The 24,866-nt window shown below is 71.9% G+C and carries 25 protein-coding genes; 6 read left to right on the top strand and 19 right to left on the bottom strand.

The genetic code is table 11. The features are described from left to right. Positions 1-17 precede the first annotated feature (17 nt). The 5 genes from RMN56_RS21815 to RMN56_RS21795 all read right to left on the bottom strand — a co-directional run bounded on the left by RMN56_RS21815 (position 18) and on the right by RMN56_RS21795 (position 4,776). Positions 18-779, bottom strand: coding sequence for an ABC transporter permease (locus tag RMN56_RS21815; protein ID WP_262286251.1), 762 nt, complete (start codon positions 777-779; stop codon positions 18-20). Then, complete coding sequence (locus tag RMN56_RS21810) at positions 776-1,582, bottom strand: ABC transporter ATP-binding protein (RefSeq protein WP_376787216.1); 807 nt, start codon at positions 1,580-1,582, stop codon at positions 776-778. The genes RMN56_RS21815 and RMN56_RS21810 overlap by 4 nt, the downstream gene beginning before the upstream one ends. 55 nt (positions 1,583-1,637) lie before the next feature. Next, complete coding sequence (locus RMN56_RS21805; protein WP_313724823.1) at positions 1,638-3,620, bottom strand: ABC transporter ATP-binding protein; 1,983 nt, start codon at positions 3,618-3,620, stop codon at positions 1,638-1,640. A gap of 114 nt (positions 3,621-3,734) precedes the next feature. Then, positions 3,735-4,502, bottom strand: a complete 768-nt coding sequence (locus RMN56_RS21800) for an enoyl-CoA hydratase/isomerase family protein (protein WP_313719378.1) — start codon at positions 4,500-4,502, stop codon at positions 3,735-3,737. Positions 4,503-4,548: 46 nt separating this feature from the next. Continuing rightward, entirely contained in the window at positions 4,549-4,776 is a 228-nt protein-coding gene (locus tag RMN56_RS21795; protein WP_007462679.1) for a helix-turn-helix domain-containing protein, read from the bottom strand. Between the two features lie 213 nt (positions 4,777-4,989). On the opposite strand from RMN56_RS21795, the gene RMN56_RS21790 reads away from it, so the two are divergent. Further along, positions 4,990-5,586 (top strand): cadmium resistance transporter, encoded by a 597-nt coding sequence (locus tag RMN56_RS21790; protein ID WP_313719376.1) that lies wholly within the window; start codon positions 4,990-4,992, stop codon positions 5,584-5,586. Between the two features lie 6 nt (positions 5,587-5,592). On the opposite strand, the gene RMN56_RS21785 is transcribed toward RMN56_RS21790, so the two are convergent. Next, positions 5,593-7,200, bottom strand: coding sequence for an ABC-F family ATP-binding cassette domain-containing protein (locus tag RMN56_RS21785; protein WP_313719375.1), 1,608 nt, complete (start codon positions 7,198-7,200; stop codon positions 5,593-5,595). Between the two features lie 249 nt (positions 7,201-7,449). Between RMN56_RS21785 and ypfJ the strand changes: the two genes are divergently transcribed. Then, entirely contained in the window at positions 7,450-8,364 is a 915-nt protein-coding gene (ypfJ, locus tag RMN56_RS21780) for a KPN_02809 family neutral zinc metallopeptidase (RefSeq protein ID WP_313724822.1), read from the top strand. Between the two features lie 88 nt (positions 8,365-8,452). Here ypfJ and RMN56_RS21775 read toward each other — a convergent pair whose 3' ends face one another. Beyond that, a complete protein-coding gene (locus RMN56_RS21775; protein WP_313719374.1) occupies positions 8,453-9,115 on the bottom strand; it encodes an acVLRF1 family peptidyl-tRNA hydrolase in 663 nt (220 codons plus the stop codon). 25 nt (positions 9,116-9,140) lie between these two features. After that, the gene (locus tag RMN56_RS21770; protein ID WP_313719373.1) at positions 9,141-9,773 is read right to left on the bottom strand and encodes a LysE family transporter; all 633 of its coding nucleotides are present in this window, start codon (positions 9,771-9,773) and stop codon (positions 9,141-9,143) included. A 203-nt stretch (positions 9,774-9,976) separates the two neighbouring features. Between RMN56_RS21770 and RMN56_RS21765 the strand changes: the two genes are divergently transcribed. After that, positions 9,977-10,306 carry a nucleoside triphosphate pyrophosphohydrolase family protein gene (locus tag RMN56_RS21765; protein WP_313719372.1) on the top strand — a complete coding sequence of 110 codons (330 nt, stop codon included), beginning with the start codon at positions 9,977-9,979 and terminating at the stop codon, positions 10,304-10,306. A gap of 92 nt (positions 10,307-10,398) precedes the next feature. Here the strand turns inward: RMN56_RS21765 and RMN56_RS21760 are convergent, their stop codons facing one another. The 8 genes from RMN56_RS21760 to RMN56_RS21725 all read right to left on the bottom strand — a co-directional run bounded on the left by RMN56_RS21760 (position 10,399) and on the right by RMN56_RS21725 (position 17,119). Next, positions 10,399-10,830 carry a metal-sulfur cluster assembly factor gene (locus tag RMN56_RS21760; RefSeq protein WP_313719371.1) on the bottom strand — a complete coding sequence of 144 codons (432 nt, stop codon included), beginning with the start codon at positions 10,828-10,830 and terminating at the stop codon, positions 10,399-10,401. Continuing rightward, the gene (gene sufU, locus RMN56_RS21755; RefSeq protein WP_313719370.1) at positions 10,827-11,300 is read right to left on the bottom strand and encodes a Fe-S cluster assembly sulfur transfer protein SufU; all 474 of its coding nucleotides are present in this window, start codon (positions 11,298-11,300) and stop codon (positions 10,827-10,829) included. Before sufU ends, RMN56_RS21760 begins: the two co-directional genes overlap by 4 nt. Next, positions 11,300-12,604, bottom strand: coding sequence for a cysteine desulfurase (locus RMN56_RS21750; RefSeq protein ID WP_313719368.1), 1,305 nt, complete (start codon positions 12,602-12,604; stop codon positions 11,300-11,302). The genes sufU and RMN56_RS21750 overlap by 1 nt, the downstream gene beginning before the upstream one ends. Positions 12,605-12,609: 5 nt before the next feature. Continuing rightward, the gene (gene sufC / locus RMN56_RS21745; RefSeq protein ID WP_313719366.1) at positions 12,610-13,383 is read right to left on the bottom strand and encodes a Fe-S cluster assembly ATPase SufC; all 774 of its coding nucleotides are present in this window, start codon (positions 13,381-13,383) and stop codon (positions 12,610-12,612) included. Next, positions 13,383-13,709 carry a non-heme iron oxygenase ferredoxin subunit gene (locus tag RMN56_RS21740; RefSeq protein ID WP_313719364.1) on the bottom strand — a complete coding sequence of 109 codons (327 nt, stop codon included), beginning with the start codon at positions 13,707-13,709 and terminating at the stop codon, positions 13,383-13,385. The genes sufC and RMN56_RS21740 overlap by 1 nt, the downstream gene beginning before the upstream one ends. Then, positions 13,709-14,851 (bottom strand): Fe-S cluster assembly protein SufD, encoded by a 1,143-nt coding sequence (sufD, locus tag RMN56_RS21735; protein WP_313719362.1) that lies wholly within the window; start codon positions 14,849-14,851, stop codon positions 13,709-13,711. Before sufD ends, RMN56_RS21740 begins: the two co-directional genes overlap by 1 nt. A gap of 88 nt (positions 14,852-14,939) precedes the next feature. After that, positions 14,940-16,370, bottom strand: coding sequence for a Fe-S cluster assembly protein SufB (sufB, locus tag RMN56_RS21730; protein ID WP_107075697.1), 1,431 nt, complete (start codon positions 16,368-16,370; stop codon positions 14,940-14,942). Beyond that, positions 16,367-17,119, bottom strand: a complete 753-nt coding sequence (locus RMN56_RS21725) for a helix-turn-helix transcriptional regulator (RefSeq protein WP_313719361.1) — start codon at positions 17,117-17,119, stop codon at positions 16,367-16,369. The genes sufB and RMN56_RS21725 overlap by 4 nt, the downstream gene beginning before the upstream one ends. 98 nt (positions 17,120-17,217) lie before the next feature. Between RMN56_RS21725 and RMN56_RS21720 the strand changes: the two genes are divergently transcribed. After that, a complete protein-coding gene (locus RMN56_RS21720) occupies positions 17,218-18,186 on the top strand; it encodes a COX15/CtaA family protein (protein ID WP_313719360.1) in 969 nt (322 codons plus the stop codon). Positions 18,187-18,266: 80 nt separating this feature from the next. Continuing rightward, a complete protein-coding gene (locus tag RMN56_RS21715; protein ID WP_313719359.1) occupies positions 18,267-19,934 on the top strand; it encodes a right-handed parallel beta-helix repeat-containing protein in 1,668 nt (555 codons plus the stop codon). 40 nt (positions 19,935-19,974) lie between these two features. On the opposite strand, the gene RMN56_RS21710 is transcribed toward RMN56_RS21715, so the two are convergent. From RMN56_RS21710 to RMN56_RS21700, 3 genes are all read right to left on the bottom strand, one after another. After that, entirely contained in the window at positions 19,975-20,895 is a 921-nt protein-coding gene (locus RMN56_RS21710) for an ATP-grasp domain-containing protein (RefSeq protein ID WP_313719358.1), read from the bottom strand. A 6-nt stretch (positions 20,896-20,901) separates the two neighbouring features. Further along, positions 20,902-21,234, bottom strand: coding sequence for a hypothetical protein (locus tag RMN56_RS21705; RefSeq protein WP_313719357.1), 333 nt, complete (start codon positions 21,232-21,234; stop codon positions 20,902-20,904). Positions 21,235-21,485: 251 nt separating this feature from the next. Continuing rightward, positions 21,486-22,445 (bottom strand): heme o synthase, encoded by a 960-nt coding sequence (locus tag RMN56_RS21700; protein ID WP_313719356.1) that lies wholly within the window; start codon positions 22,443-22,445, stop codon positions 21,486-21,488. A 266-nt stretch (positions 22,446-22,711) separates the two neighbouring features. Here RMN56_RS21700 and tkt point away from each other — a divergent pair, with 266 nt between their 5' ends. Then, complete coding sequence (gene tkt, locus RMN56_RS21695) at positions 22,712-24,850, top strand: transketolase (RefSeq protein WP_313719355.1); 2,139 nt, start codon at positions 22,712-22,714, stop codon at positions 24,848-24,850. Positions 24,851-24,866 lie beyond the last annotated feature (16 nt).

Genomic DNA, 24,866 nt, shown 5'->3' with positions numbered 1-24,866 from the left:
CACCGCCCCGCGCCGGCTCAGGAGATCTTGCGACGGTAGGAGATGCCGGCGAACACGTAGGCGACGACGAGGATGCCGACGCACCAGGCGAGGGCGATCCAGATGTCGGTGCCGACCCGCTGCTGGGTGAACAGGTCCCGGATCGCGTTGACGATCGAGGTCACCGGCTGGTGCTCGGCGAACGCGCGCACCGGGCCGGGCATGGACCCGGTGGGCACGAAGGCCGAGCTGATGAACGGCAGGAAGACCAGCGGGTAGGAGAACGCGCTGGCGCCGTCGACCGACTTCGCGGTGAGGCCGGGGATCACGGCGATCCAGGTCAGCGCCAGGGTGAACAGGAGGAGGATGCCGGCGACCGCGAGCCACGCCAGCACGCCCGCCCCGGTGCGGAAGCCGATGAGCAGCGCGACCCCGATCACGACCACGAGCGAGATCAGGTTGGCCACCAGCGAGGTCAGGACGTGCGCCCACAGCACGGCCGAGCGCGCGATCGGCATGGACTGGAACCGTTCGAAGATGCCGCCCTGCAGGTCCAGGAAGAGCCGGTAGGCGGTGTAGGAGATGCCCGAGGCGATCGTGATGAGCAGGATGCCGGGCAGCAGGTAGTTCACGTACGAGTCGGACCCGGTCTCGATCGCGCCGCCGAAGACGTAGACGAACAGCAGCAGGAAGGCGATCGGCATGATCGCGGTCGTGATGATGGTGTCCGGGCTGCGCGCGATGTGGCGCAGCGAACGGCCCAGGAGGACGGCGGTGTCGCCGAGGAAGTGCTTGTTCATCGCTGTGCCTTGTCCCTTCCGGCGCCGACGAGGGTGAGGAAGACGTCCTCGAGGGTCGGCTGCTTCTCGACGTACTCGATCTCGGCGGGTGGGAGGAGCCGCTTCAGCTCGTCGAGGGTGCCGTTCACGAGGATCCGGCCCTCGTGGAGGATCGCGATCCGGTCGGCGAGCTGCTCCGCCTCGTCGAGGTACTGGGTGGTGAGCAGGACCGTCGTGCCGCCCCGGGCGAGTTCCCGGACGGCCTCCCACACCTCGATGCGCGCCTCCGGGTCCAGCCCGGTCGTCGGCTCGTCGAGGAAGATGACCGGCGGGTTCCCGATGAGGCTCATCGCGATGTCCAGACGCCGGCGCATGCCACCGGAGTACGTCGCCACCCTCCGGGCGCCCGCCTCGGTCAGCGAGAAGCGCCGCAGCAGGTCGTCCGCGATCGCGCCCGGGTCCTTGAGGTGCCTCAGCCGGGCGACCAGGACAAGGTTCTCCCGTCCGGTGAGGATCTGGTCGACCGCCGCGAACTGCCCGGTGAGACTGATGGACTCGCGTACGTCCGCGGCCTGTGTCGCGACGTCGAAGCCGTTGACCCGGGCGGTACCGGCGTCGGCCCTGAGCAGCGTGGAGAGGATCCTCACCATGGTGGTCTTGCCCGCCCCGTTCGAGCCGAGCAGGGCGAAGATGCTGCCCCGTGCCACGTCGACGTCCACGCCGCGCAGCACCGTGAGCTGCTTGAACGACTTTTCCAGGCCCCGCACCTGTATGGCGGGCGGCTCGACCTGAGCTGTTGTCGGGATGTTCATGGCAGCCAGCATGGAGGGTTGACGCTGCGTCAGGGTCAAGCCCGCGGGGCGGTTTTTCCCGCGGCGGTCAGTTGGCGGCGGCCGGCGGCAGCGCCTCCTGCGCCACGTAGGTGCCGACGGGCACGGTGGTGACCACCGGCTCCGGCTGCTCCGGCTCCTGGTAGGGGGCCGGCGAGTCGGTGACCGCGAACTGGGTGCGGTAGAGCTCGGCGTAGAGGCCGCCCACGGCGACCAGCTCGTCGTGCCGGCCGCGCTCGACGATCCGCCCCTCGTCGAGAACGAGGATCTGGTCGGCGTCGCGGACCGTGGAGAGCCGGTGCGCGATGACCAGCGCGGTGCGCCCGGTCAGCGCCACCGACAGCGCCCGCTGCACGGCCGCCTCGCTCTCCGAGTCGAGGTGCGCGGTGGCCTCGTCCAGGATCACGATCGACGGGGCCTTGAGCAGCAGTCGGGCGATGGCGATGCGCTGCTTCTCGCCGCCGGAGAAGCGGTAGCCGCGCTCGCCGACCGTGGTGTCCAGCCCGTCGGGCAGGGCGCGGACCAGGTCGGCGACCTGCGCCCCGGCAAGCGCGGCCCAGATCTCGTCGTCGGTGGCGTCCGGCTTGGCGTAGCGCAGGTTCTCCCGGATGGTCTCGTGGAACAGGTGCGAATCCTGCGTGACCACGCCGATCTCGTCGCGGAGCGAGGCGAGCGTGGCGTCCCGCACGTCGACCCCGCCGACGAGCACCTGGCCGTCGCTCACGTCGTAGATCCGGGAGATCAGCATGGACAGCGTCGACTTGCCGGCGCCGGAGGGGCCGACCAGGGCCACCATCCGACCGGGCTCGACGGCGAACGAGACGCCCTTGAGAACCGGCTCGTTGACCGTGCGGTCGAGCGCGGCGACCTCCTCCAGGGAGGCCAGGGAGACCTCGGCGGCGCTCGGGTAGCGGAACCGGACGTCGCGGAACTCGACCCGGCCGTTGCCCCGGGGCACCGGCCGGGCGTCGGGCTTCTCCTCGATGCCGGGGCGCAGGTCGAGCACCTCGAAGACCCGGTCGAACGAGACCAGCGCGCTCATCACGTCGACCCGGACGTTGGAGAGCGCGGTGAGCGGGCCGTAGAGGCGGGTGAGCAGCAGCGCCAGCTTGACCACGGTGCCGGCGCTGACCGCGCCGGTGACGGCGAGCCAGCCGCCGAGCCCGTAGGTGAGCGCCTGGGCGAGCGAGGCGACCAGCAGCATGGCCACGAAGAAGGTGCGCGAGTACATGGCCGACTGGATGCCGATGTCGCGGACCCGCTCGGCCCGGCCGGCGAACCGGGTCGCCTCCACCTCGGGCGAGCCGAAGAGCTTGACCAGCAGGGCGCCCGAGACGTTGAACCGCTCGGTCATCGTCGCGTTCATCTTGGCGTCGAGGTTGTACGACTCGCGGGTGATCTCGGCCAGCCGCTTGCCGACCCGGCGGGCCGGAATGATGAAGATGGGCAGCAGCACCAGCGCCAGCACGGTGATCTGCCAGGACAGGATGAGCATCGCCCCGGCGGTCAGCACGAGCTGGATGACGTTGCTGACCACGCCGGACAGCGTCGAGGTGAACGCCCGCTGGGCGCCCAGCACGTCGTTGTTGAGCCGGCTGACCAGCGCGCCGGTCTGGGTGCGGGTGAAGAACTGCAGCGGCATCCGCTGCACGTGGTCGTAGACCCGGGTGCGCAGGTCGAGGATGATGCCCTCGCCGATCCGCGCCGAATACCACCGCTGGGCCAGGGAGAAGAGCGCGTCGGCCACGGCCAGCACCGCGATGATCAGGGCGAGCCGGACCACGGTGGCGCCCGCGTCGGAGCCGCCGCCGGCGATCGCGTCGATGACGTCACCGGCGAGCAGCGGGGTGGCCACGCCGATCACCGCCGCGATCACCACGGTGACCAGGAAGACGATGATGTCGCGGCGGTAGGGCTGGGCGAACGCGACGATCCGCCGCGCCGTGCCGCGCTTGAGCTGGTGGGTGGAGATCTCGTCGCGGTTGCGCATCGACCGGAGCATGCTCCAGCCGCCCATGCCGCCACCGCCCATGGGGTTGGACACTCGTCACCTCCGGGTCGTCGGCAGCCGTGGACCGTCGGGATCAATTCTCCTGACGACTACGACAACCTCGCGAGTAACCCGGATCTTCCCGAACGGTCCTTACTATTCGCCCCGCCCGGCCAGGTCGCGGATCCGCCGGGTCTGCGCCTCCCGCTCGGCGCGCTGCTGCTCGGCGTGGCTGCGCCCGCCCGCGCCGGCGAGCAGCGCCTTGATCTCCACGATCGCGTCGCGGTTGTTGGCCAGCAGGCCCGCCGTCAGGTCGCGGACCGCGCCGTCGAGGTCCCCGGTCGGCACGACGAGGGTGGCCAGGCCGATCCGTTCCGCCTCGGCGGCGTCCATCCGGCGGCCGGTGGCGCAGATCTCCAGCGCGCGGGAATAGCCGACCAGCTCGGCGAGGCGCTTCGTGCCGGCCAGGTCGGGAACCAGGCCGAGGGTCACCTCGGCCATGGAGAGCCGGGCGTCCTCGGCGAGCACCCGCAGGTCGCAGGCGAGGGCGAGCTGGAAGCCGGCGCCGATGGCGTGGCCCTGCACGGCCGCGATCGAGATGACGTCGGGCCGGTGCAGCCAGGTGAAGCCGCCCTGGTATTCGGCGATCCGGTCGGCGCACTCCTGCTCGGGCAGGGTGGACAGCTCGGCGAACGAGCCCGGGCCGGAGGAGCCGGCGACCGAGAGGTCGAGACCGGCGGAGAACGCCCGCCCCTCACCGCGCACCACGACGACGCGGACGTCGCCGGGCAGCTCCCGGGAGAAGTCGCTCATCGCGCGCCACATGGCCGGGGTCTGGGCGTTGAGCACGTCGGGCCGGCACAACGTCACCGTCGCGACCGGCCCGTCGCAGTCGAGTCGCACTCCGGTCGTCTCGGGGGTCACCGGACCGCCCGGAGCGCAGCGCTGATGGACGACGCTGGGGGGCGGGTCACGCCTTCTTGCGGCGCCGGGCGCCGCCACGCTGCCGCAGCTGCACCCCGGACTCGGTGAGCACCCGGTGGATGAACCCGTAGGAACGGCCGGTCGAGGCCGCGAGCGCACGGATGCTCTCACCCGAGGTGTACCGCTTTACCAGGTCCTTGGCGAGCGTCTGCCGCTCGGCCCCGACGATCCGGCGACCCTTCTCAGTGCTGGTGGCTGTGCCGGTGGCTGCCATGCTGTGTCCTCACGTCCCAGACTGTGCGGTTCGGATACGGTCCCACCTATTAGACCGCCTCGGACGATCATGCGCCAGATATCAACTATTCGCCAACCGACACGCTATGCAATGTCAGCTTCCCGATAGAGTGATCCTTCTGACCGGCCCAGCCGGCGTCGGCCGGCCGGATCATGAGAGGCCGACCAGCCGGCCGACCCGTACGCTCCTCGCGTGATCGACCTGCTGGCCGCGGCGGCCGCCGCCACGGGCGTCTTCGCCGCCACCAACATCGACGACATCGTCGTGCTCACCGTGTTCTTCGTGGCCGCCCGCGGCACCGGGCGGCCCCGCCCCTGGCAGATCGTCGCCGGCCAGTACGCGGGCATCGGCGCGCTCGTCGGGGTCGCCGTGGTGGTCGCCGCCGGCCTGCTGGTGGTGCCCGACCCGTGGACCGGCCTGCTCGGGCTGCTGCCGATCGCGCTGGGCGTCCGCGCCCTGCTGGCCCGCCGGGGCGGCGACGACGAGCCGCCGGCCGTGGTCGGCAGCCTGCTCGGCGTGGCCGGGGTGACGGTCGCCAACGGCGCCGACAACATCGCCGTCTACGTGCCGGTGTTCCGCGCGCTCGACCCGGCCACCGGCCTGGTCTGGCTCCTGGTATTCGCCACCCTGGTGGCCGCCTGGTGCGCGGCCGCCGCCCTGCTCGGCAACCACCCGCGGGTGGTGTCCCTGGTCGGCCGCGCCGGCCACTGGCTGGTGCCGGCCGTCTTCATCGCCCTCGGCGTGGTCATCCTGACCACCTCCGGCGTCCTGCCCCACCTGCTCCCCTGACCGGGGTCAGGCCAGTTCGACCAGCTCCAGGAGGTCGTCGGACCAGGCGTCCTCGTCGCCGTCGGGGAGCAGGATGGCGCGGTCGGGCTTCAGCGCCAGCACCGCGCCCGGGTCGTGGGTGACCAGCACGATGGCGCCCGGGTAGCGGGCGATCGCGTCCAGCACCTGCTCGCGGCTGACCGGGTCGAGGTTGTTCGTCGGCTCGTCCAGCAGCAGCACGTTGGCGCCGGAGCAGACCAGGGTGGCCAGGGCCAGCCGGGTCTTCTCACCGCCGGAGAGCACCCCGGCCGGCTTGTCGACGTCCTCGCCGGAGAACAGGAACGCGCCCAGGATCCGGCGCAGGTCCGTGTCGGTCTGCTCCGGCGCGGCGCTGCGCATGTGCTCCAGGATCGTCCGCTCCACGTCCAGCGTCTCGTGCTCCTGCGCGTAGTAGCCGAGCCGCAGCCCGTGCCCCGGGCGCACCTCGCCGGTGTCCGGTTCGAGCAGGCCACCGAGCATCCGCAGCAGGGTGGTCTTGCCGGCGCCGTTGAGGCCCAGGATCGCCACCCGCGAGCCGCGGTCCACCGCCACGTTCACGTCGGTGAAGATCTCCAGCGACCCGTACGACTTCGACAGGCCGGAGGCGGTGAGCGGGGTCTTGCCGCACGGCGCCGGGGTGGGGAAGCGCACCTTCGCCACCTTGTCGGCGACCCGCACGTCCTCCAGGCCGGACAGCAGCTTCTCGGCCCGCCGGGCCATGTTCTGCGCGGCGACGGTCTTGGTGGCCTTGGCCCGCATCTTGTCCGCCTGGGCCATGAGCGCGCCGGCCTTCTTCTCGGCGTTGGCCCGCTCCCGGCGGCGGCGCCGCTCGTCGGTCTCCCGCGCCTCCAGGTACGCCTTCCAGCCCAGGTTGTAGACGTCGACCACGGAGCGGGTGGCGTCCAGGAACCAGACCTTGTTGACCACCGCCTCCAGCAGGGACGCGTCGTGGGAGATCACGATGAGGCCGCCCTTGTGGTTGCCCAGGAACCCGCGCAGCCAGGTGATCGAGTCGGCGTCGAGGTGGTTGGTCGGCTCGTCGAGCAGCAGGATGCCGCCGCCGTTCTCGCCGGCGTCGCGGAACAGGATCCGGGCCAGCTCGATGCGGCGGCGCTGGCCGCCGGAGAGGGTGCCGATGGTCTGCGCCAGGGCGCGGTCGGGCAGGCCGAGGTTCGCGCAGATCCGGGCCGCCTCGGCCTCGGCCGCGTAGCCGCCCAGGGAGGCGAACTGGTCCTCCAGCGCGCCGTAGCGGCGGACCAGCTTCTCGTCGTCGGCGCCCTCGGCGAGCTTCTCCTCCAGCTCCTTCATCTGCGCCATGAGCACGTCCAGCCCGCGGGCGGAGAGCACCCGGTCCCGGCCGGTGACCTCCAGGTCGCCGGTGCGCGGGTCCTGCGGCAGGTAGCCGATGGCGCTGCGCCGGTCGATCTGGCCGGCGTACGGCTGCCCCTCCCCCGCCAGCACCTTGAGCGTGGTGGTCTTGCCGGCGCCGTTGCGGCCGACCAGGCCGATCCGGTCACCCGGCTGCACCCGCAGCGTGGTGTCGGACAGCAGGATCCGGGAACCGGCGCGCAGTTCCAGGCCGGTGGCGTTGATCATGTCGGGGTACTCGCTCTCGGGGTTCGGCGAAGGGCTGACTCAGGGCACGCGAAAGCGCCGGCGGGTCATCAGTTCCCGTCGGCGCGGGGCCGTTCAGCCTTCGCAGCGCAGCACGCGCCAATTGTACCGGGCGCTCCCCGGCCGGCCCGCCGGATTACCACGCAAGATCATCGGGTACGAAAAACCCCGTCCGGACCCGGTCCGGTACCGCAACCACCACATACGGACTAATCGGTGATCGGGGTCATCATGGAGCTGAACGAGAACGCGCGGGTCGACACCAGCCAGGTGGATGACCGGCGAGGGTCCGGCGGAGGCGGCGGGATGGGCATCCCGATCCCGATCGGCGGTGGCCGGGGCGGGATCGTGGGCATCATCATCGCCGTCCTGGTCGCCCTGGTGGGCGGCGGCTTCGGGCTGAACGCGGCCACCAACGGCGGCGGGTCGGAGCAGGGCGACAACACCTCGCTGGAGCAGAAGTGCTCCGCGGAGGACGCGCTGAAGCAGCTCGACTGCCGCAACACGCTCTACGTCAACTCGATCCAGGCGTACTGGCGGACCGCCCTGCCGGAGGTGTTCGGCGACCAGTACAAGCCGTCGAAGACCGTGTTCTTCAGCCAGAACGTGAGCACCGGCTGCGGCGCGGCCGACTCCGGGGTCGGCCCGTTCTACTGCCCGGCCGACGACCTCGTCTACATCGACCTCACCTTCTACCGCCTGCTCGCCGATCAGCTCGGCGCCGAGGGCGAGTTCGCCCAGCCGTACGTGCTGGCCCACGAGTACGGGCACCACGTGCAGGACCTGCTCGGCACCGAGGCGCAGATGCGCCGCCAGCAGCAGCGCGACCCGCAGAGCGCCAACACGCTGTCGGTGAAGCTGGAACTCCAGGCCGACTGCTACGCCGGCGCCTGGGCGAAGAACGCCACCGGCACCTCCGACGAGCAGGGCCAGAAGATCTTCAAGAGCATCACCGACCAGGACATCCAGCAGGCGATCGACACGGCCGAGAAGATCGGCGACGACGCCATCCAGCAGCGCTCGGGCCGGCCGGTGAACCCCGACGAGTTCACCCACGGCACCTCCGAGCAGCGCAAGCAGTGGTTCACCAAGGGCTTCTCCACCGGCGACCCGAAGGCCTGCGACACCTTCGGCGGCAGCCTGTAAACCCCGACCGACCGCACGCGGACCCCGGCGACCACCCCGGCGCCGGGGTCCCGTCGTGTCGGCGGGGCACCACCGGCGATGGGTGGGCTCAGCCGGCTCTCTCGGGGGCCGGGTCGCGGACCAGGATCCGCACCGCGCGGGCGGCGGCGACCGCGCCGACCAGCACCGCGTGCCGGGGTTCGGGCACGTCGAGCAGCCGCTCCGCGCGCAGGGCGGCGAGCGGAGCCAGCCGCCGGTCGGCCAGCACGGTGTCCACGGCCCGCCGGTCGCCGCCGCCGACCACGGCCGCGAGGCGCTCCGCCTCCGGCAACAGCAGGCGTACGGCCAGCTCGGCCGCGTCGCCCAGCGCCGCCTTGGCCTGGTTGTCCCGCCGCCGCGCGAAGCGCTGCTGGGACCAGCCGCCGGCGGCGGTCCGCCCCTGCACGTACCGGGTGTCCACCTTGGAGACGAGCAGCTCGGCGCCCTCGGCGACACCGACCGCCACCGCGCCCTTGCGGGCCAGCAGCAGGCCGAGCCGGCGGGGCGCGCCGGCCGCGGCCACGAACCCGGGCACGTCGGCGGCGGCCGGGGCGCCGGGCGGGGTGTGCAGCTCGGCGGTGGCGCCGTCGGGGGCGGTGAGCAGCAGGCCGTACCCCTCCACGGTCGTGGCGGGCGGGCCGTGCCGGTCGGCGAAGCCCTCGACCCAGCGGGCGACGCGGGTCGGGTCGACCTCGACCCACCGGCCGCCCCCGGCTGCGGGTCGGCTGGTCACCGCCCGACCGTACGGCACCAGCGGCTCAGTCGGGCAGCAGGGTGGCGACCGCCAGGGCGGCGATGAGGGCGCTGGAGACCAGGCCGGTGACCAGGCGACCGCGCGGCCCGGCCAGCGCCCGGCCGACCATGGTGCCGCCACCGGCGACGACCAGTTGCCAGCTCGCCGAGGCCAGGAAGGCGCCGGCCACGAAGAGCGCGGCGGTGGCCACGTCCGGGTCGGCGGTGTCCTGGCGGCCGAGCACCAGCGCGGCGAAGTAGACCACCGTGGCCGGGTTCAGCAGCGTGAGGCCGAGCAGCGCCGCGTACGCGCGCCCGGGGCTCTTCAGCCCGCGGCCCACCGGCGCCTCCGCGACCTCCCGGGTCCGGCGGGCGGACCAGGTCCGCCACAGCCCGTGGCCGGCGAGGCCGAGCAGGACGAGCGCGGCCACCACCCGCAGTGGGCCCGCGACCGGCGCGACGATCCCGGCCAGGCCGGCGCCGCCGAGCGCGGCGGCCGCCGCGTAGAGCCCGTCGGCGGTGGCCACGGCGAGCGCCGCGGCGGCGCCGACCCGGAAGCCGGTGCGGGCGCTGAGCCCGAGGATGAGGATCGCGATCGCGCCGACCGGGACGGCGACGCCGTAGCCGGCCACCAGACCGGCGAGGAACGCCCCGGTCACGACAGTGGGCGGCGGGTCGAGGCGGCCGGCGGCAGGGTGCGCTGTCGGCGCGCGGCAGTGGCCGCACGGACAGGAGCCTGCTTCGGGTACGCCTCGATCACGCGCCCATCGTGCCTGCCCCTCCCCCGGGCCGCCACCGGATTGTTTCATGGCGGGGACACCCGCCCGCCCGGGCAGGCGATGCTCGACCATACTGGTCCGCCATGGACCTGGACGAGTATCAGCGCGGCGCCCTCCGTACGGCCGCTCCACGGGACAAGAGGAACGAGCTGCTCCACCTGGTGCTCGGGCTGGTCGGCGAGTCGGGTGAGATCGCCGAGAAGTTCAAGAAGTGGGTCCGGGACCTGGACAGCGACGAGTCGCGGATCGACCGGGCCGACATCGCCCGGGAACTGGGCGACGTGCTCTGGTACCTGGCGGTGCTCGCCGACTACCTCGACCTGTCGCTCGACGACATCGCAGCGGCCAACCTGGCGAAGCTGGCCAGCCGCCAGGACCGTGGCGTGCTGGGCGGCAGCGGCGACAACCGCTGAGCCAGGGGGTGGTCAGGCCGGGTTCGGGGGGTGGAACGGGTCGAGCACGGCACCCCGCGGGGGTGTCGCGCTCGACGGTGACCGGGGAACGGTCAGACGTTGAAGCCGAGGGAGCGGAGCTGGTCCCGGCCCTCGTCGGTGATCTTGTCGGGGCCCCACGGCGGCAGCCAGACCCAGTTGATCCGGATGTCGTCGACCAGGCCGCCGCCCGGGCCGGTGGTCAGCGCCTGCCGGGCCTGGTCCTCGATGACGTCGGTGAGCGGGCACGCCGCCGAGGTCAGCGTCATGTCCAGGGTGGCGACGTTCTGGTCGTCGACGTGGATGCCGTACACGAGGCCGAGGTCGACCACGTTGATGCCCAGCTCGGGGTCGACGACGTCCTTCATCGCCTCTTCGATGGCGTCGAGCGGGGCCTTGCCACCGCCGGTCGTCCCGCCGTTGGCCGTCGCGCCGCCGGCCGGGGCCGCGCCGTCCGTCGCCACCGCGCCGGTCTCCGCCGTCGAGGCGGTCTCTTCGCTGCTCATGCCTTCACCTCCGGGCTCACGCCCACCCCGGCGCGTGCCGCGGCGTCCTTGAACGCCATCCACGACAGCAGCGCGCATTTCACCCGGGCCGGGTAGCGCGCGACACCCGCGAACGCCACCCCGTCTCCGAGCACGTCCTCGTCCGGCGTGACCTGGCCACGCCCGGACATCAACTCGACGAACGCCTCGTGCACCACGGTGGCGTCGTCGGCGGCCCGGCCGCGCAGCAACTCGTGCAGCACGCTGGCCGACGCCTGGCTGATCGAGCAGCCCATCCCGTCGTACGAGATGTCGGTGAACACCTTGCCGTCGGTCGTCACCCGCACGGTGATCTCGTCGCCGCAGGTCGGGTTGACGTGGTGCGCCTCGCCGACCGCGGCGGCCGGGTCCGTCGCGTCCCGCAGGCCGCGGCCGTGCGGGTGCTTGTAGTGGTCCAGGATGATCTCCTGGTAGAGCTGGTCGAGCTGCATCAGTCGAACACCTTCCGCACCTGCTCGAGACCGGCCACCAGCGCGTCGATCTCCTCGGTCGTGGTGTACAGGTAGAACGACGCCCGGGTCGTGGCCGGCACGCCGAACCGGGTGCACACCGGCTTGGCGCAGTGGTGACCCACCCGGACCTGCACGCCGAGCGAGTCGAGCACCTGCCCGACGTCGTGCGGGTGCACGTCGCCGAGCGCGAACGAGATCGTCCCGCCCCGGCCGACCGGCACGTTCGGGCCGAAGACGCGCAGCCCCGGCACGGTGGCGAGGGCGTCCAGCGCGTACGCCGTCAACTCCTTCTCGTGCCACTGGATGGCCCGCATCCCGATCCCGGTGAGGTAGTCGACCGCCGCCCCGAGCGCGACCGCCTCGGCGATCGGCGGCGTGCCCGCCTCGAACCGGGCCGGCGGCGCGGCGAACGTGGAGCGGGCCATCGACACGGTCTCGATCATCGAGCCGCCACCGAACACCGGGGGCATCGCGGCGAGCAGCTCGCCCCGGCCCCACAGCACACCGATGCCGGTCGGCCCGCACATCTTGTGGCCGGTGAAGACGATGAAGTCCGCGTCGTAGTCGACCACGTCCATGGGCAGGTGCGGCACCGACTGCGAGCAGTCGAGCAGCAGCAGGGCGCCCACCTCGCGGACCCGCTGGGTGATCCGTGCGGTGGCGTTGACCGTGCCGAGGATGTTGGACATGTGCACCAGCGAGACGATCTTCGTCCGCTCGGTGACCAGGTCGTCCAGCCCGGACTCGTCGAGCCGACCGTGGTCGGTCACCGGGAACCAGCGCAGGGTCGCGCCGGTGCGCTCCGCGAGGAGCTGCCACGGGACGATGTTCGAGTGGTGCTCCATCTCGGAGATGACGATCTCGTCACCCGGGCCGATGCGGAACCGCGGGTCGGCGTCCGGGCGCAGCGAGGCGTTCGAGAACGCGTACGCCACCAGGTTGATCGCCTCGGTGGAGTTCTTGGTGAAGACCACCTCGTCCACGCTGGGCGCGTTGATGAACGCGGCGATCTTCGCCCGGGCACCCTCGTACGCCTCGGTCGCCTCGGTGCCCAGCGTGTGCACCGAGCGCGACACGTTGGCGTTGTGCATCGCGTAGTGCTCGGCGAGCACGTCGAGCACCTGCCGCGGCTTGTGCGAGGTGTTGGCGCTGTCGAGGTAGACCAGCGGGTGCCCGTTGACCTCCCGGTCCAGGATCGGGAAGTCGGCCCGCACCCGCGCCACGTCGAAGCGGGGCACGTCGTCGTACTGCGGCATGCCCGACGGGATCGCGATGGAGGTCATCGTGCTCAGGCCCGCGCCGAACCGGCCCCGGCGACGTACCGCTCGTAGCCCTCGTCCTCGAGCTTGTCGGCCAACTCCGAGCCGCCCTGCTCGACGATCCGGCCGGCCACGAAGACGTGCACGAAGTCCGGCTTGATGTAGCGCAGGATCCGCGTGTAGTGGGTGATCAGCAGCAGGCCCGTGTCGCCGGTGTCGCGCACCCGGTTGACGCCCTCGCTGACCACGCGCAGCGCGTCCACGTCGAGGCCGGAGTCGGTCTCGTCGAGGATGGCGATCTTCGGCTTGAGCAGCTCCAGCTGCACGATCTCGTGCCGCTTCTTCTCGCCGCCGGAGAAGCCCTCGTTGACGTTGCGCTGGGCGAACGCCGGGTCCATCTGGAGCTTCTCCATGGCACCGCGCAGCTCGCCGGCCCAGGTGCGCAGCTTCGGCGCCTCGCCGTCGATGGCGGTCTTGGCGGTGCGCAGGAAGTTGGCCACCGAGACGCCGGGGACCTCGACCGGGTACTGCATGGCCAGGAAGAGGCCGGCGCGGGCCCGCTCGTCGACGGACATGGCCAGCACGTCCTCGCCGTCGAGGGTCACCGAGCCGCCGGTGATCTCGTACTTGGGGTGGCCGGCGATCGAGTACGCCAGGGTGGACTTGCCGGAGCCGTTCGGGCCCATGATGGCGTGGGTCTCGCCCGACTTCACGGTCAGGTCGACACCGGAAAGGATCGGCTTGAGCTCACCCTCGGGCAGCTTGACCGACACCTTCAGGTCGCGGATCTCCAGGGTGCTCATCAGCGGGTCACTCCATTGCTCGGCGTCAGGCTGACGTAGATGTCGCCGTCGCGGACTTCGACGGGGTAGACGGGAACGGGTTCGGTGGCGGGGAGCCCGGTGGGCTCACCCGTCCGTAGGTCGAAACGGGATCCGTGCAGCCAGCATTCCAGCGTGCACCCGTCGACCTCGCCCTCGGACAGGGCCACCGCGGCGTGCGAGCACTCGTCGTACACGGCGTAGAACGCGTCGTCCTCGCCGTGCACGATCGCGATCTGCATGCCGTCGACGTCGGCGCTGATCGCGGTGCCCTTGGGCACGTCCTCGGTCGAGCAGATCTTGATCATCAGGCGCCGGCCTTGGTGAGGCGGGCCTCGATCGCGTCGCCGAGCCGCTCGCGCAGCTCCTCGACCGGGATCTTGTTGATCAGCTCGGCGAAGAAGCCGCGGACCACCAGGCGGCGAGCCTCGCCCTCCGGGATGCCCCGGGCCATCAGGTAGAAGAGCTGCTCGTCGTCGAAGCGGCCGGTCGCGCTGGCGTGCCCGGCGCCGGCGATCTCGCCGGTCTCGATCTCCAGGTTGGGCACCGAGTCCGCCCGGGCGCCGTCGGTGAGCAGCAGGTTCCGGTTGATCTCGTACGTGTCGGTGCCGGTCGCCTCGGCCCGGATCAGCACGTCACCGACCCAGACGGTGTGCGCGCTGTCGCCCTGCAGGGCGCCCCGGTAGCCGACGTAGCTGCGGCAGTCCGGCACGGTGTGGTCGACCAGCTGCCGGTGCTCCAGGTGCTGGCCGGCGTCGGCGAAGTAGACGCCGTACAGCTCGGCCTCGCCGCCACGCTGCGTGTACTCCACCGAGGTGTACTGCCGGACCAGGTCGCCGCCGAGGCTCACCTGGACGTGGATCACCTTGGCGTCGCGGCCCAGCTTGACCCTGAGGTGCTGCGCCTGCACCGCGTCCTCGGCCCAGTCGGCGACGGTGACCAGGGTGAGCTTCGCGCCGTCGCCCACCGACACCTCGACGTTGTCGGCCAGGGTGGCCGACCCGACGTGCTCCAGCACCAGGGTCACCTCGGCGAACCGGCCCACCTCGACGAAGGTGTGGCCGAGGGCGAGCGCGTCGGCGCCCCCGCCGACCACCCGCAGGCTCACCGGCGCCTCGACCACGGCGTCCCGGGCGACCTGCACCAGCAGTGCCTCGTCGACCCCGCCGTACGCCAGCGCGCTGATCCGGTCGAACGGGGTGAGCACGCTGCCCACCCGCGGGTCGTCCCTGCCGATCCGGCCGATGGTGACGCCCTCGGGCAGGTCACCGTGCTCGTGGCGGACCGTGCCGGTCGCGGCCTGCGCCTCCCCCGCCAGGCCGCGCAGGCGCTTGAGCGGGGTGAAGCGCCACTCCTCCTCCAGGCCGGTGAGGGCCGGGAAGTCGGCGACGTCGTACGAGCGGAGCGCCTGCGACTTGGTCGCGGGCGGCGCGGAAGCCTGGGTAGTCATCTCTTCCTTGGTCTGTTCTGCGACGGCGATGTCAGGTGAACCGGAGGGCGGGCCGAGCTGGGCACGGCCCGCCACCACGTGGTCGGGATCAGCCGACCGCGCCCTCCATCTGGAGCTCGATCAGGCGGTTGAGCTCCAGGGCGTACTCCATCGGGAGCTCCTTGGCGATCGGCTCGATGAAGCCGCGCACGATCATGGCCATCGCCTCGTCCTCGCTCAGGCCCCGGCTCATCAGGTAGAAGAGCTGGTCGTCGCTGATCTTGGAGACGGTCGCCTCGTGCCCCATCGACACGTCGTCCTCACGGATGTCGACGTAGGGGTAGGTGTCGGAGCGGGAGATGGTGTCGACCAGCAGCGCGTCGCACTTGACCGTGCTCCGGCTGCTGTGCGAGCCCTCCAGCACCTGCACCAGGCCCCGGTAGGAGGTGCGGCCGCCGCCCCGGGCGATCGACTTCGACACGATGGTCGAGGAGGTGTGCGGCGCGGCGTGCACCATCTTGGCGCCCGCGTCCTGGTGCTGGCCCTCGCCGGCCATGGCCACCGAGAGCACCTCGCCCTTGGCGTGCTCGCCGGTCATGTAGACCGCCGGGTACTTCATGGTGACCTTGGAGCCGATGTTGCCGTCGACCCACTCCATGGTCGCGCCCTCGTGGCAGACGGCGCGCTTGGTCACCAGGTTGTAGACGTTGTTCGACCAGTTCTGGATGGTCGTGTAGCGGCACCGGGCGTTCTTCTTGACGATGATCTCCACGACCGCGCTGTGCAGCGAGTCCGAGGAGTAGAGCGGCGCGGTGCAGCCCTCGACGTAGTGCACGTACGCACCCTCGTCGACGATGATCAGCGTCCGCTCGAACTGGCCCATGTTCTCCGTGTTGATCCGGAAGTAGGCCTGCAGCGGGATCTCCACGTGCACGCCCTTCGGCACGTAGATGAACGAGCCACCGGACCAGACGGAGGTGTTCAAGGCGGCGAACTTGTTGTCGCCGACCGGGATCACCGTGCCGAAGTACTCCTTGAAGATGTCCTCGTGCTCGCGCAGCGCGGTGTCGGTGTCCAGGAAGATGACACCCTGCTCCTCGAGGTCCTCACGGATCTTGTGGTAGACGACCTCGGACTCGTACTGCGCCGCGACGCCGGCGACCAGCCGCTGCTTCTCCGCCTCGGGGATGCCCAGCCGGTCGTAGGTGTTCTTGATGTCCTCGGGCAGGTCCTCCCAGCTGGTGGCCTGCTTCTCGGTGGACCGCACGAAGTACTTGATGTTGTCGAAGTCGATCCCGGTGAGGTCCGCGCCCCACGCCGGCATCGGCTTGCGGCCGAACAGCCGCAGGCCCTTGAGGCGCAGGTCGAGCATCCAGGCCGGCTCGTTCTTCTTGGCCGAGATGTCCCGCACCACCGCCTCGTTGAGGCCGCGCTGGGCAGCCGCCCCCGCGACGTCGGGGTCGGCCCAGCCGTACTCGTAGCGACCGAGGGCGGCGAGCTGCTCCTCCTGGGTCAGGGGCTGGACGATCTGCTCGGTCATCTATCTGTCCTCACAGTGGTGACGGTGTTACCGGACTGGGCACGCGGCTGGGTGGGGATGTGCGTGGTGCACACCCCGTCGCCGTGCGCGATGGTGGCCAGGCGCTGCACGTGGGTGCCGACCAGACGGGAGATCACCGCGGTCTCGGCCTCGCACAGCTGGGGGAACTCGGCGGCCACGTGCGCCACCGGGCAGTGGTGCTGGCACAGCTGGCCGCCGGAGGCAATCGTGGACGCGTTGGCAGCGTAACCCTCGGCGGTCAGCGCCCCGGCGAGCGCCTCCGCCCGGGCCAGGGGGTCGTCGCCGGCGTCCTCCATGGCGGCGCGGCAGCGCTCCTCCAGCGCGGTCACCTGCTCGGCGGCGAACGCCTCGACGGCGTGCGAGCCGCCGGTGCGGGCGATCCAGCGCAGCGCGGCCGTGGCGATGTTGTCGTAGTGGTGGGTGCCACAGCGCACCCGGGCCGCCTCCGTGAGCACGAAGACCTTGGCCGGCCGGCCCCGGCCCCGGCTGCCCCGGACGACCTGCTCGCGGGCCTCCACGTCGCCGTCGGCCAGCATGGCGTCGAGGTGCCGGCGGATCGCGGCCGGGCTGAGCCCGAGCGCCGAGCCGAGCTGGCCGGCGGTCGTCGCGCCCTGCTCCAGCAGCAGCTGGGTGACCCGGTCCCGGGTGGAGAGATCGGTGGACGCGGCAGTGCTGACGACCGGAGCGGTCGCCTGGTGGTGCCCGGAGAGCGCCGCCGCGTTTTTCACAACGCCAACGTTACGTAATTCGCCGGAGCCCCGCAAACCCGGGGTCCGGTGATCCCGACCACCGAGGTGACGGAGTCACCCGATCGGGATCAACTACGGTGCGTAGGATTCGCTCCGTGAAGGCTTTCGCCCGGTTCCCGGTCTCCCACACGCTGCTGCGCCGCCTCGCGTACACCTCGATCATCGCGAACGTGGCGATCGTGGTCACCGGCGGGGGTGTCCGGCTCACCCGCTCCGGGCTCGGCTGCCCCACCTGGCCCCGGTGCACCGACGAGTCGTACATCGCCACCCCGGAGATGGGCGTCAACGGGGCGATCGAGTTCGGCAACCGGCTGCTCAGCTTCGCCGTGGGGATCATCGCGCTGGCCGTGGTGCTCGCCGTGCTGGCCCAGCGGACCCGGCCGCGCGGGCTGCTGCCCCTGGCGATCGGCGTGCTGTTCGGCATTCCCGCCCAGGCCGTGGTCGGCGGCATCACCGTGCTCACCAACCTCAACCCGTGGGTGGTCGGGCTGCACTTCCTCGCCTCGATGGCGGTGATCGCCGCCGCGTACGCGCTCTGGCGGCGCACCGTCGAGCCGGACGGGCCGGTCCACCCGACCGTGCCGGCGCCGCTGCGTACCCTCGCCGGGCTCACCACCGTGATCAGCGCGGCCGTGCTGGTGATCGGCACCTGGGTGACCGGCAGCGGCCCCCACGCGGGCGACCAGGGCGCGGCCCGCAACGGCCTGGACCCGGAGGCGATCTCCCAGGTGCACGCCGACGGGGTGTTCCTGCTGATCGGCCTCTCGGTGGCGCTGCTCTTCGCGTTCCGCGCGGTGGGCGCCGCCCGGGCGGCGCGGGCCGCCGGGGTGCTGGTCGCGGTCGAGCTGGGCCAGGGCCTGATCGGCTTCGTCCAGTACTTCACCCACCTGCCCGCCGTGCTGGTCGCCGCGCACATGCTCGGCTCCTGCCTGGTGCTGCTGGCGACCCTGGGCGTGCTCTGGGCCACCCGGGAGCGGCGTCCGGCCGCCCCGCCGGCCCCGGCCGCCGCCGCGCCCGCCGGCCAGCCGGTCACCGCCGCCGCCTGAGCCACTCCCCCCGGGCGTTACGGCCGGCGGGCAGCGGGAATGCGCTCCGCCACGGATCGTCCGCCCGAGGGGAGCCGCCGGTGTCGCGCAAGGGCCTGTCCACGACCGTCCCGCAGCGCCTGACGCCGGTGGCCGGCGCGCCGCTGTGGTGCGACGCCCTCGACTTCGGGCTCACCGGCGACGGCGTGACCAACGACCAGCCGGCGCTGGCCGCCCTGGTGGAGCGGCTCGGTGACGGGTACGCCGCCGACGGCCGGGCCCGGGTCATCTACTGCCCGCCGGGCATCTACTCGATCCGGGACGCCGGCACGGTGTGGCGCAGCGGCGTATCGCTGATCGGCGCGGGGTCGGCCGCGACCCGGTTCCTGCTCAGCAACGAGGGCAACCGGAGCGATCCCGTCCCGCTGGCGTTCTGGACCACCGTGCAGCACGACGCGGACCGGGACCGGCACATCGCCGACTGCACCTTCGCCGACTTCGAGATCGACGGCTCCGGCGTCGGCATGGCCCAGTACAACTACCTGGCGAAGGGCCTCGGGCTCCAGTACGTGGTGCGCGGCGTCTTCCGGAACCTCTACATCCACCACACCGGCGCAACCGGGCTGGGCTGCGACTTCCTCCAGGACAGCCTGATCGACGGCGTGGTCGTGGTGGGCTGCGGCCGGCTGGACAACGGCGAGCAGATGGGCGGCGCGGGCATCGGCGTCGGCATCGGCGGCTGGGGCGACGTCGAGCGGCTCACCATCGCCAACTGCACCACCCTGGGCAACGGGACCAACGGGATCTTCCTGGAGCTGCAGAAGGACTACTGGCCGCCCCCGCGCGGCTTCCGCATCGTGGGGTGCCACAGCCAGGCGAACCGCTTCGGCATCTCCGACTGGGGGGCCGACGGGCTGATCGTCTCGGCCTGCACGCTGACGAACAACCTGGAGGCCGGCTTCGACGTGTCGGCCAACGGCACGGCCGGGATCGCCGGCCGCGGCGGGCTGCTGACCGACTGCGTGATCGACCGCAACGTCGGCGACGGGATCAGCATGGGCAACACCCCCGGCCCGTACGCGATCCGGGGCAACCGGATCAGCCGCAACGGCGGCTACGGCTACCACGAGCACGACCTGGGCCACGGCTACCGGGGCGCCGCGGAGGACGTGGTGATCCAGGGGAACCACATCTGGGACAACGCGCTGGACGGCATCCGGATCGACCGGCCGATGATCGACGCCGCGGTGGTGGACAACCGGATCCGGGACAACGGGCGCCGGTCCGCACCCGCCTGCCGGGGCTCCGGTGCGACGGTGCGCTACGCCACGCGCCAGGTGACCGACGGGACGGCGGACTGGCCGCCCGGCGGGCACCGGGGCAAGGTCGTGCGGGTCGACTCGCGGGCCGCGGTCGTCGCCGACAACACCGGCAACGAGCTGTCCCTGGCCGAGGTGCGGCCCGACGGGGCCACCGGCTGGAACGAGGCCACCCCGGCGCCGGGCACGCCGTACGAGCTGCCCGCCGGCCCGCCGGAGCGCGCCGGGATCGCGATCAACGCCCCGTTCGACTCGGCCACCGTGCGGGGCAACCGGATCTGGCACCGGGACGAGCACACCCAGACCTACGGACTGTGGATCACCGAGGCGGGCAGTTGCGTGTCCTGCCGGGTGGAGGACAACGACGTCACCGGGAACGAGGCGGCGATCCGGCTGGACACCCCGCCGATCGGCGGCCGCTGGGATCGCAACCACTGCGACGAGCGGTGACGCCCACCCCGGCCCACTCGGCGCGGGCCGGAGCGCCGGGTCAGGACCGCCGGGCCAGGTGGGTGGCGATCGCCGCGGCGAGCCGGTCCGGGGCGCCGTCGGCGTGGCCGACGAACAGGCTCGGCTCGGTCAGCTCCAGCTCGACCAGGACGGGCGCGGAGTCCGGGCCGGGGATCAGGTCCACCCGGGCGTAGAGCAGCCGCTCGGTGCCGCCGGGCACGACGGCCAGGGTCTTCTCCGCCGTGTCGAGCTGCTCCGGGGTGGCCGTGCGGGCGTCGATCCGCTCCTCCCGGTACAGCTCGGCCACGCCGCGGTCGGGGCCGGTCAGCATCGGCCCCTTGCGGATCGCGTGACTGAACGCCAGGCCGTCGGGCCCGGCCAGGAAGAGCAGCGCGGTCTCCCCGGCGGTGTCCACGGCCGTCAGGTACGGCTGCACCATGGTCACCCGGCCGGCGGCGGAGAGCCGCCGCACATGGGCCACGGCCAGCTCCCGATGTTCCGGGTCGGCCAGGTCGTACCGGCCGGTGTCCTGGCTGCCGGCGCTGACCGCCGGCTTGATCACGTACTCCCCCGTGTCGGCCGGCGGGGCCCAGTCCGCCCCGGGCTCGACCCAGGCGGTCGGCACGGTGGGCACGCCGGCCGCGGACAGCTCGGCCAGGTAGCGCTTGTCGGTGTTCCAGGCGACCACGTCGGCCGGGTTGACCAGGGTGGGCACCGTGCGCGCCCAGGCGACGAACTCGTCGCGGCGCAGCGCGTAGTCCCAGGGCGAGCGGAGCACGACCAGGTCGTAGCCGGACCAGTCCACGGCCGGGTCGTCCCAGACGACCGCCTCGGCGGCGACGCCGCTAGCGGCGAGCGGGGCGAGCACGAGCCGGTCGTCCGGGTCGAGGTCGGGAAGGGCCGTGCAGGTGACGAGAGCGACCCGGGGTTTCCCCCGGGTCGACTGGTAGTGGTCGGTCAATTTATGTCAACGGGCCATCGTGCGCCGGGCCATCGACCGCCAGAGGTCGTTGCTCGGACGCATCTGGTCCATCAGCTCACGCTCCCAGGCGTTCTCGACGGTGACCCCCGCCTTGGCGCAGGCCTGCCGCGCGATGTCGGTGCCGTCCGCGAACTGGTCGGCCCACGCCCCATCGGAACCCACGAGGACGATCCGTGCGCCGCGCTTGCCGACGTACTCGATGACCGCCTTCGCCCCGCCGTGTCCGGCGGCGAACGACTTGATGCCCGCGACCAGGCCGTTGGGGGCCTGCTCGGCGGTCTTGTCAGCCGTCAGCGTCGTATCGGAACCATCTGCCATGACGCGAAGCCTAAGCAGACATCCACTCGGATGTGCGAGAACGATGAACTGAATGTGATGCCAATTACCTCCGGGTTTAAGGAAGACCACAGGTAATTCGCCCGCACATGTCGCCTATGCCCGCCCAAAACGGGCGGCGGAGATCGTCACAGTCTGTCCGGGTTGAGCCCGTCCGGCTCACACCGAAAAAAATTCTGATGAAATCCGCGACACGGGGAACCCATCCACTCCGGTGAACGCGGGAAACGCCGCTAGAGCAGCGCGTCGAGGGCGACGGCCGCGAACAGGATGGTGAGGTAGGTGGTGGACCAGTGGAACAGCCGCATGGGCTTGACCGCCTCGCCCCGCGTCGCGCGCCGGCAGAGCTTGTGTGCCTCGACCACGAAGATCCCGCCGACCACCAGAGCGGTGACGCCGTAGATGGGGCTCATCCCGAGCGGCCAGACGGCCAGCGAGGAGAGCAGGGTCAGCCAGGAGAAGAGGATGATCTCCGCGTTGACCCGGCGGACCGAGGCCACCACCGGCAACATCGGGATGCCGGCCCGCGCGTAGTCCGCCTTGTACTTGATCGCCAGGGCGTAGAAGTGCGGCATCTGCCAGAAGAAGACCACCGCGAACAGGCCCCACGCGGCCGGCGCCAGGGAGCCGGTGACCGCGGCCCAGCCGATCAGCACCGGCGCCGCACCGCAGGCGCCACCCCAGAAGGTGTTCGCGGCCGTGGTGCGCTTCAGCCAGAGCGTGTAGACCAGGTCGTAGTAGGCGATCGCCGCGAGGGTCAGCCCGGCGGCCAGCCAGTTCGTGGTGGCGGCCATCAGCGCGACCGAGATCACCGCGAGCACCAGGCCGAAGATCAGCGCGCTGCGCGGCGACACGGTGTGCGCGGGCAGCGGCCGCCGCTTGGTGCGCCGCATCAACTGGTCGATGTCGCGGTCGATGTAGCAGTTGAGCACGCTGGCCGCGCCCGCGGCGAGCGAGCCGCCGACCAGCACCACGGCCACCAGCCAGAGCGCCGGCATGCCGCCGTCGGCCAACATCATCGCCGGCACGGTGGTGACCAGCAGCAGCTCGACGATCCGCGGCTTGGTGAGCGCCACGTACGCGGCCACCACGGCCCGCACGTCCCGCCGGCCGGTCGCCGGCGCCTCCGCCACCGTGCCCACCGGCGGCTGCCCGGCAGAGTCGCTGACGGGGCGCTCGGTGATCATGCTCACGGATTGCCACCTTCCGGCTTCGGCGGGGGGAGGTCGGGATCGGCTCGGACCCCTCCGGGTCCACACACCGCCCCACACACTACGCGGCGTCGTTTTGGCTGCCCCGCAGACCCGGCAACGGTGCGGGCCGTCACATCCCGGCGTGAACGGCTGATCGGGTCGGAGACGTACAGACCAGCATGCCGAGATCCCCGGGCGGACGTTTAGGGCCGCTCGATAGGGTCATCAGTGAGGGTTCCGCCCATCTGCCGAGGAGCACAACCATCGTGGCTGCCAACCGACCCGAGCTTCCCGCTCTCAACTGGTCCGACCTCGACCGCAGGGCCGTCGACACGGTCCGCGTGCTGGCCATGGACGCCGTGGAGAAATCCGGCAACGGCCACCCGGGCACGGCCATGAGCCTCGCCCCGGCGGCGTACCTGCTCTTCAACCGGGTCATGCGGCACAACCCGGCCGACCCGAACTGGCCGGGCCGGGACCGGTTCGTGCTGTCCGCCGGGCACTCCAGCCTGACCCTCTACATCCAGCTCTTCCTCTCCGGCTACCCGCTGGCCCTGGACGACCTCAAGGCGCTGCGCCAGTGGGGTTCCCTCACCCCGGGCCACCCGGAGCACGGCCACACCCCGGGCGTGGAGACCACCACCGGCCCGCTCGGCCAGGGCCTCGGCAACGCGGTCGGCATGGCCATGGCGGCCCGCCGCGAGCGCGGCCTGTTCGACCCCGAGCCGGACCGGCCCGACTCCCCGTTCCGCCACGACATCTGGTGCATCGCCTCCGACGGCGACATCGAGGAGGGCATCAGCCACGAGGTCAGCGCCCTCGCCGGCCACCAGCAGCTCGGCAACCTCTGCGTGATCTACGACGACAACGAGATCTCGATCGAGGACGACACCCGGATCGCCAAGAGCGAGGACGTGGCCGCCCGCTACGAGGCGTACGGCTGGCACGTCCAGACGGTCGACTGGCGCCGCGGCGACGCCGACCAGGGCGACTACCACGAGGACGTCGAGGCGCTCCACGAGGCGCTGCTGGCCGCGAAGGCGGAGACCGGCCGCCCCTCCTTCATCGCGCTGCGCACCATCATCGGCTGGCCCGCGCCCAACAAGCAGAACACCGGCAAGATCCACGGCTCGGCGCTGGGCGCCGACGAGGTGAAGGCCACCAAGCGGATCCTCGGCTTCGACCCGGAGCGCACCTTCGAGGTCGACGAGGAGGTGCTCAAGCACGCCCGGCAGGTCATGGATCGGGGCGCCGAGGCGCAGGCGGCGTGGACCACCACGTTCGACGCCTGGGCGCAGGCCAACCCGGAGCGCAAGGCGCTCTGGGAGCGGATGTCCACCCGCACGCTCCCGCAGGGCTGGGCCGACGCGTTGCCGACCTTCCCGGCCGACGCCAAGGGCATCGCCACCCGGGCCGCCTCCGGCAAGGTCCTGGAGGCCCTCGCCCCGGTGCTGCCCGAGCTCTGGGGCGGCTCCGCCGACCTGGCGGAGAGCAACAACACCACCATGAAGGGCGAGCCGTCCTTCGTCCCGGCCGAGCACGCCACCAAGGACTTCCCGGGCGACGAGTACGGCCGCACCCTGCACTTCGGCATCCGCGAGCACGCCATGGGCGCGATCCTCAACGGCATCGCGCTGCACGGCGGCACCCGCCCGTATGGCGGCACGTTCCTGGTGTTCAGCGACTACATGCGCCCCTCGGTGCGGCTCGCCGCGCTGATGAAGCTGCCGGTGACCTACGTCTGGACGCACGACTCGATCGGCCTCGGCGAGGACGGCCCGACCCACCAGCCGGTGGAGCACCTGACCGCGCTGCGGGCCATCCCGGGCCTCGACGTGGTCCGCCCGGCCGACGCCAACGAGACCGCCTGGGCGTGGCGGCAGGCCCTGGAGCACACCGACCGGCCCACCGCGCTGGCGCTCAGCCGGCAGGCGCTGCCGACGTTCGACCGCACCGAGCTGGGCAGCGCCGAGGGCGTGACCAAGGGCGGCTACGTGCTGGCCGAGGCGTCCAACGGCAAGCCGCAGGTGATCATCGTGGGCACCGGCTCCGAGGTGCAGCTCTGCCTCACCGCCCGGGAGCGGCTGGAGGCCGACGGCACCCCCACCCGGGTCGTCTCGATGCCCTGCCAGGAATGGTTCTTCGCGCAGGACGAGGCCTACCGGGAGTCGGTGCTCCCGCGCGGGGTAAAGGCACGGGTGAGCGTGGAGGCGGGCATCGCCATGTCCTGGCGGGGGATCGTCGGGGACAGCGGCGAGAGCGTGAGCCTGGAGCACTACGGGGCGAGCGCACCGCACACCGTGCTCTTCGAGCAGTTCGGGTTCACCCCCGACCGGATCGTGGCCGCCGCGCACGCGGCGCTCACCCGGGTGGGCGACATCACCGGTTTCACGACCGGCAACTGAGGGGAGCGTGGACAGC

Source organism: Micromonospora halotolerans (assembly GCF_032108445.1).
Classification (GTDB): Bacteria; Actinomycetota; Actinomycetes; order Mycobacteriales; family Micromonosporaceae; genus Micromonospora; species Micromonospora halotolerans.
This window is presented reverse-complemented; position numbering and strand designations above follow the sequence as displayed.

What these genes read in the sequence shown, in the direction of transcription:
- RMN56_RS21815 (WP_262286251.1), bottom strand. Translation starts at nt 779, where the DNA reads ATGAACAAGCACTTCCTCGGCGACACCGCCGTCCTCCTGGGCCGTTCG.
- RMN56_RS21810 (WP_376787216.1), bottom strand. Translation starts at nt 1,582, where the DNA reads ATGCTGGCTGCCATGAACATCCCGACAACAGCTCAGGTCGAGCCGCCC.
- RMN56_RS21805 (WP_313724823.1), bottom strand. Translation starts at nt 3,620, where the DNA reads ATGGGCGGTGGCGGCATGGGCGGCTGGAGCATGCTCCGGTCGATGCGC.
- RMN56_RS21795 (WP_007462679.1), bottom strand. Translation starts at nt 4,776, where the DNA reads ATGGCAGCCACCGGCACAGCCACCAGCACTGAGAAGGGTCGCCGGATC.
- RMN56_RS21785 (WP_313719375.1), bottom strand. Translation starts at nt 7,200, where the DNA reads ATGATCAACGCCACCGGCCTGGAACTGCGCGCCGGTTCCCGGATCCTG.
- ypfJ (WP_313724822.1), top strand. Translation starts at nt 7,450, where the DNA reads ATGGAGCTGAACGAGAACGCGCGGGTCGACACCAGCCAGGTGGATGAC.
- RMN56_RS21765 (WP_313719372.1), top strand. Translation starts at nt 9,977, where the DNA reads ATGGACCTGGACGAGTATCAGCGCGGCGCCCTCCGTACGGCCGCTCCA.
- RMN56_RS21760 (WP_313719371.1), bottom strand. Translation starts at nt 10,830, where the DNA reads ATGAGCAGCGAAGAGACCGCCTCGACGGCGGAGACCGGCGCGGTGGCG.
- sufU (WP_313719370.1), bottom strand. Translation starts at nt 11,300, where the DNA reads ATGCAGCTCGACCAGCTCTACCAGGAGATCATCCTGGACCACTACAAG.
- RMN56_RS21750 (WP_313719368.1), bottom strand. Translation starts at nt 12,604, where the DNA reads ATGACCTCCATCGCGATCCCGTCGGGCATGCCGCAGTACGACGACGTG.
- sufC (WP_313719366.1), bottom strand. Translation starts at nt 13,383, where the DNA reads ATGAGCACCCTGGAGATCCGCGACCTGAAGGTGTCGGTCAAGCTGCCC.
- RMN56_RS21740 (WP_313719364.1), bottom strand. Translation starts at nt 13,709, where the DNA reads ATGATCAAGATCTGCTCGACCGAGGACGTGCCCAAGGGCACCGCGATC.
- sufD (WP_313719362.1), bottom strand. Translation starts at nt 14,851, where the DNA reads ATGACTACCCAGGCTTCCGCGCCGCCCGCGACCAAGTCGCAGGCGCTC.
- sufB (WP_107075697.1), bottom strand. Translation starts at nt 16,370, where the DNA reads ATGACCGAGCAGATCGTCCAGCCCCTGACCCAGGAGGAGCAGCTCGCC.
- RMN56_RS21705 (WP_313719357.1), bottom strand. Translation starts at nt 21,234, where the DNA reads ATGGCAGATGGTTCCGATACGACGCTGACGGCTGACAAGACCGCCGAG.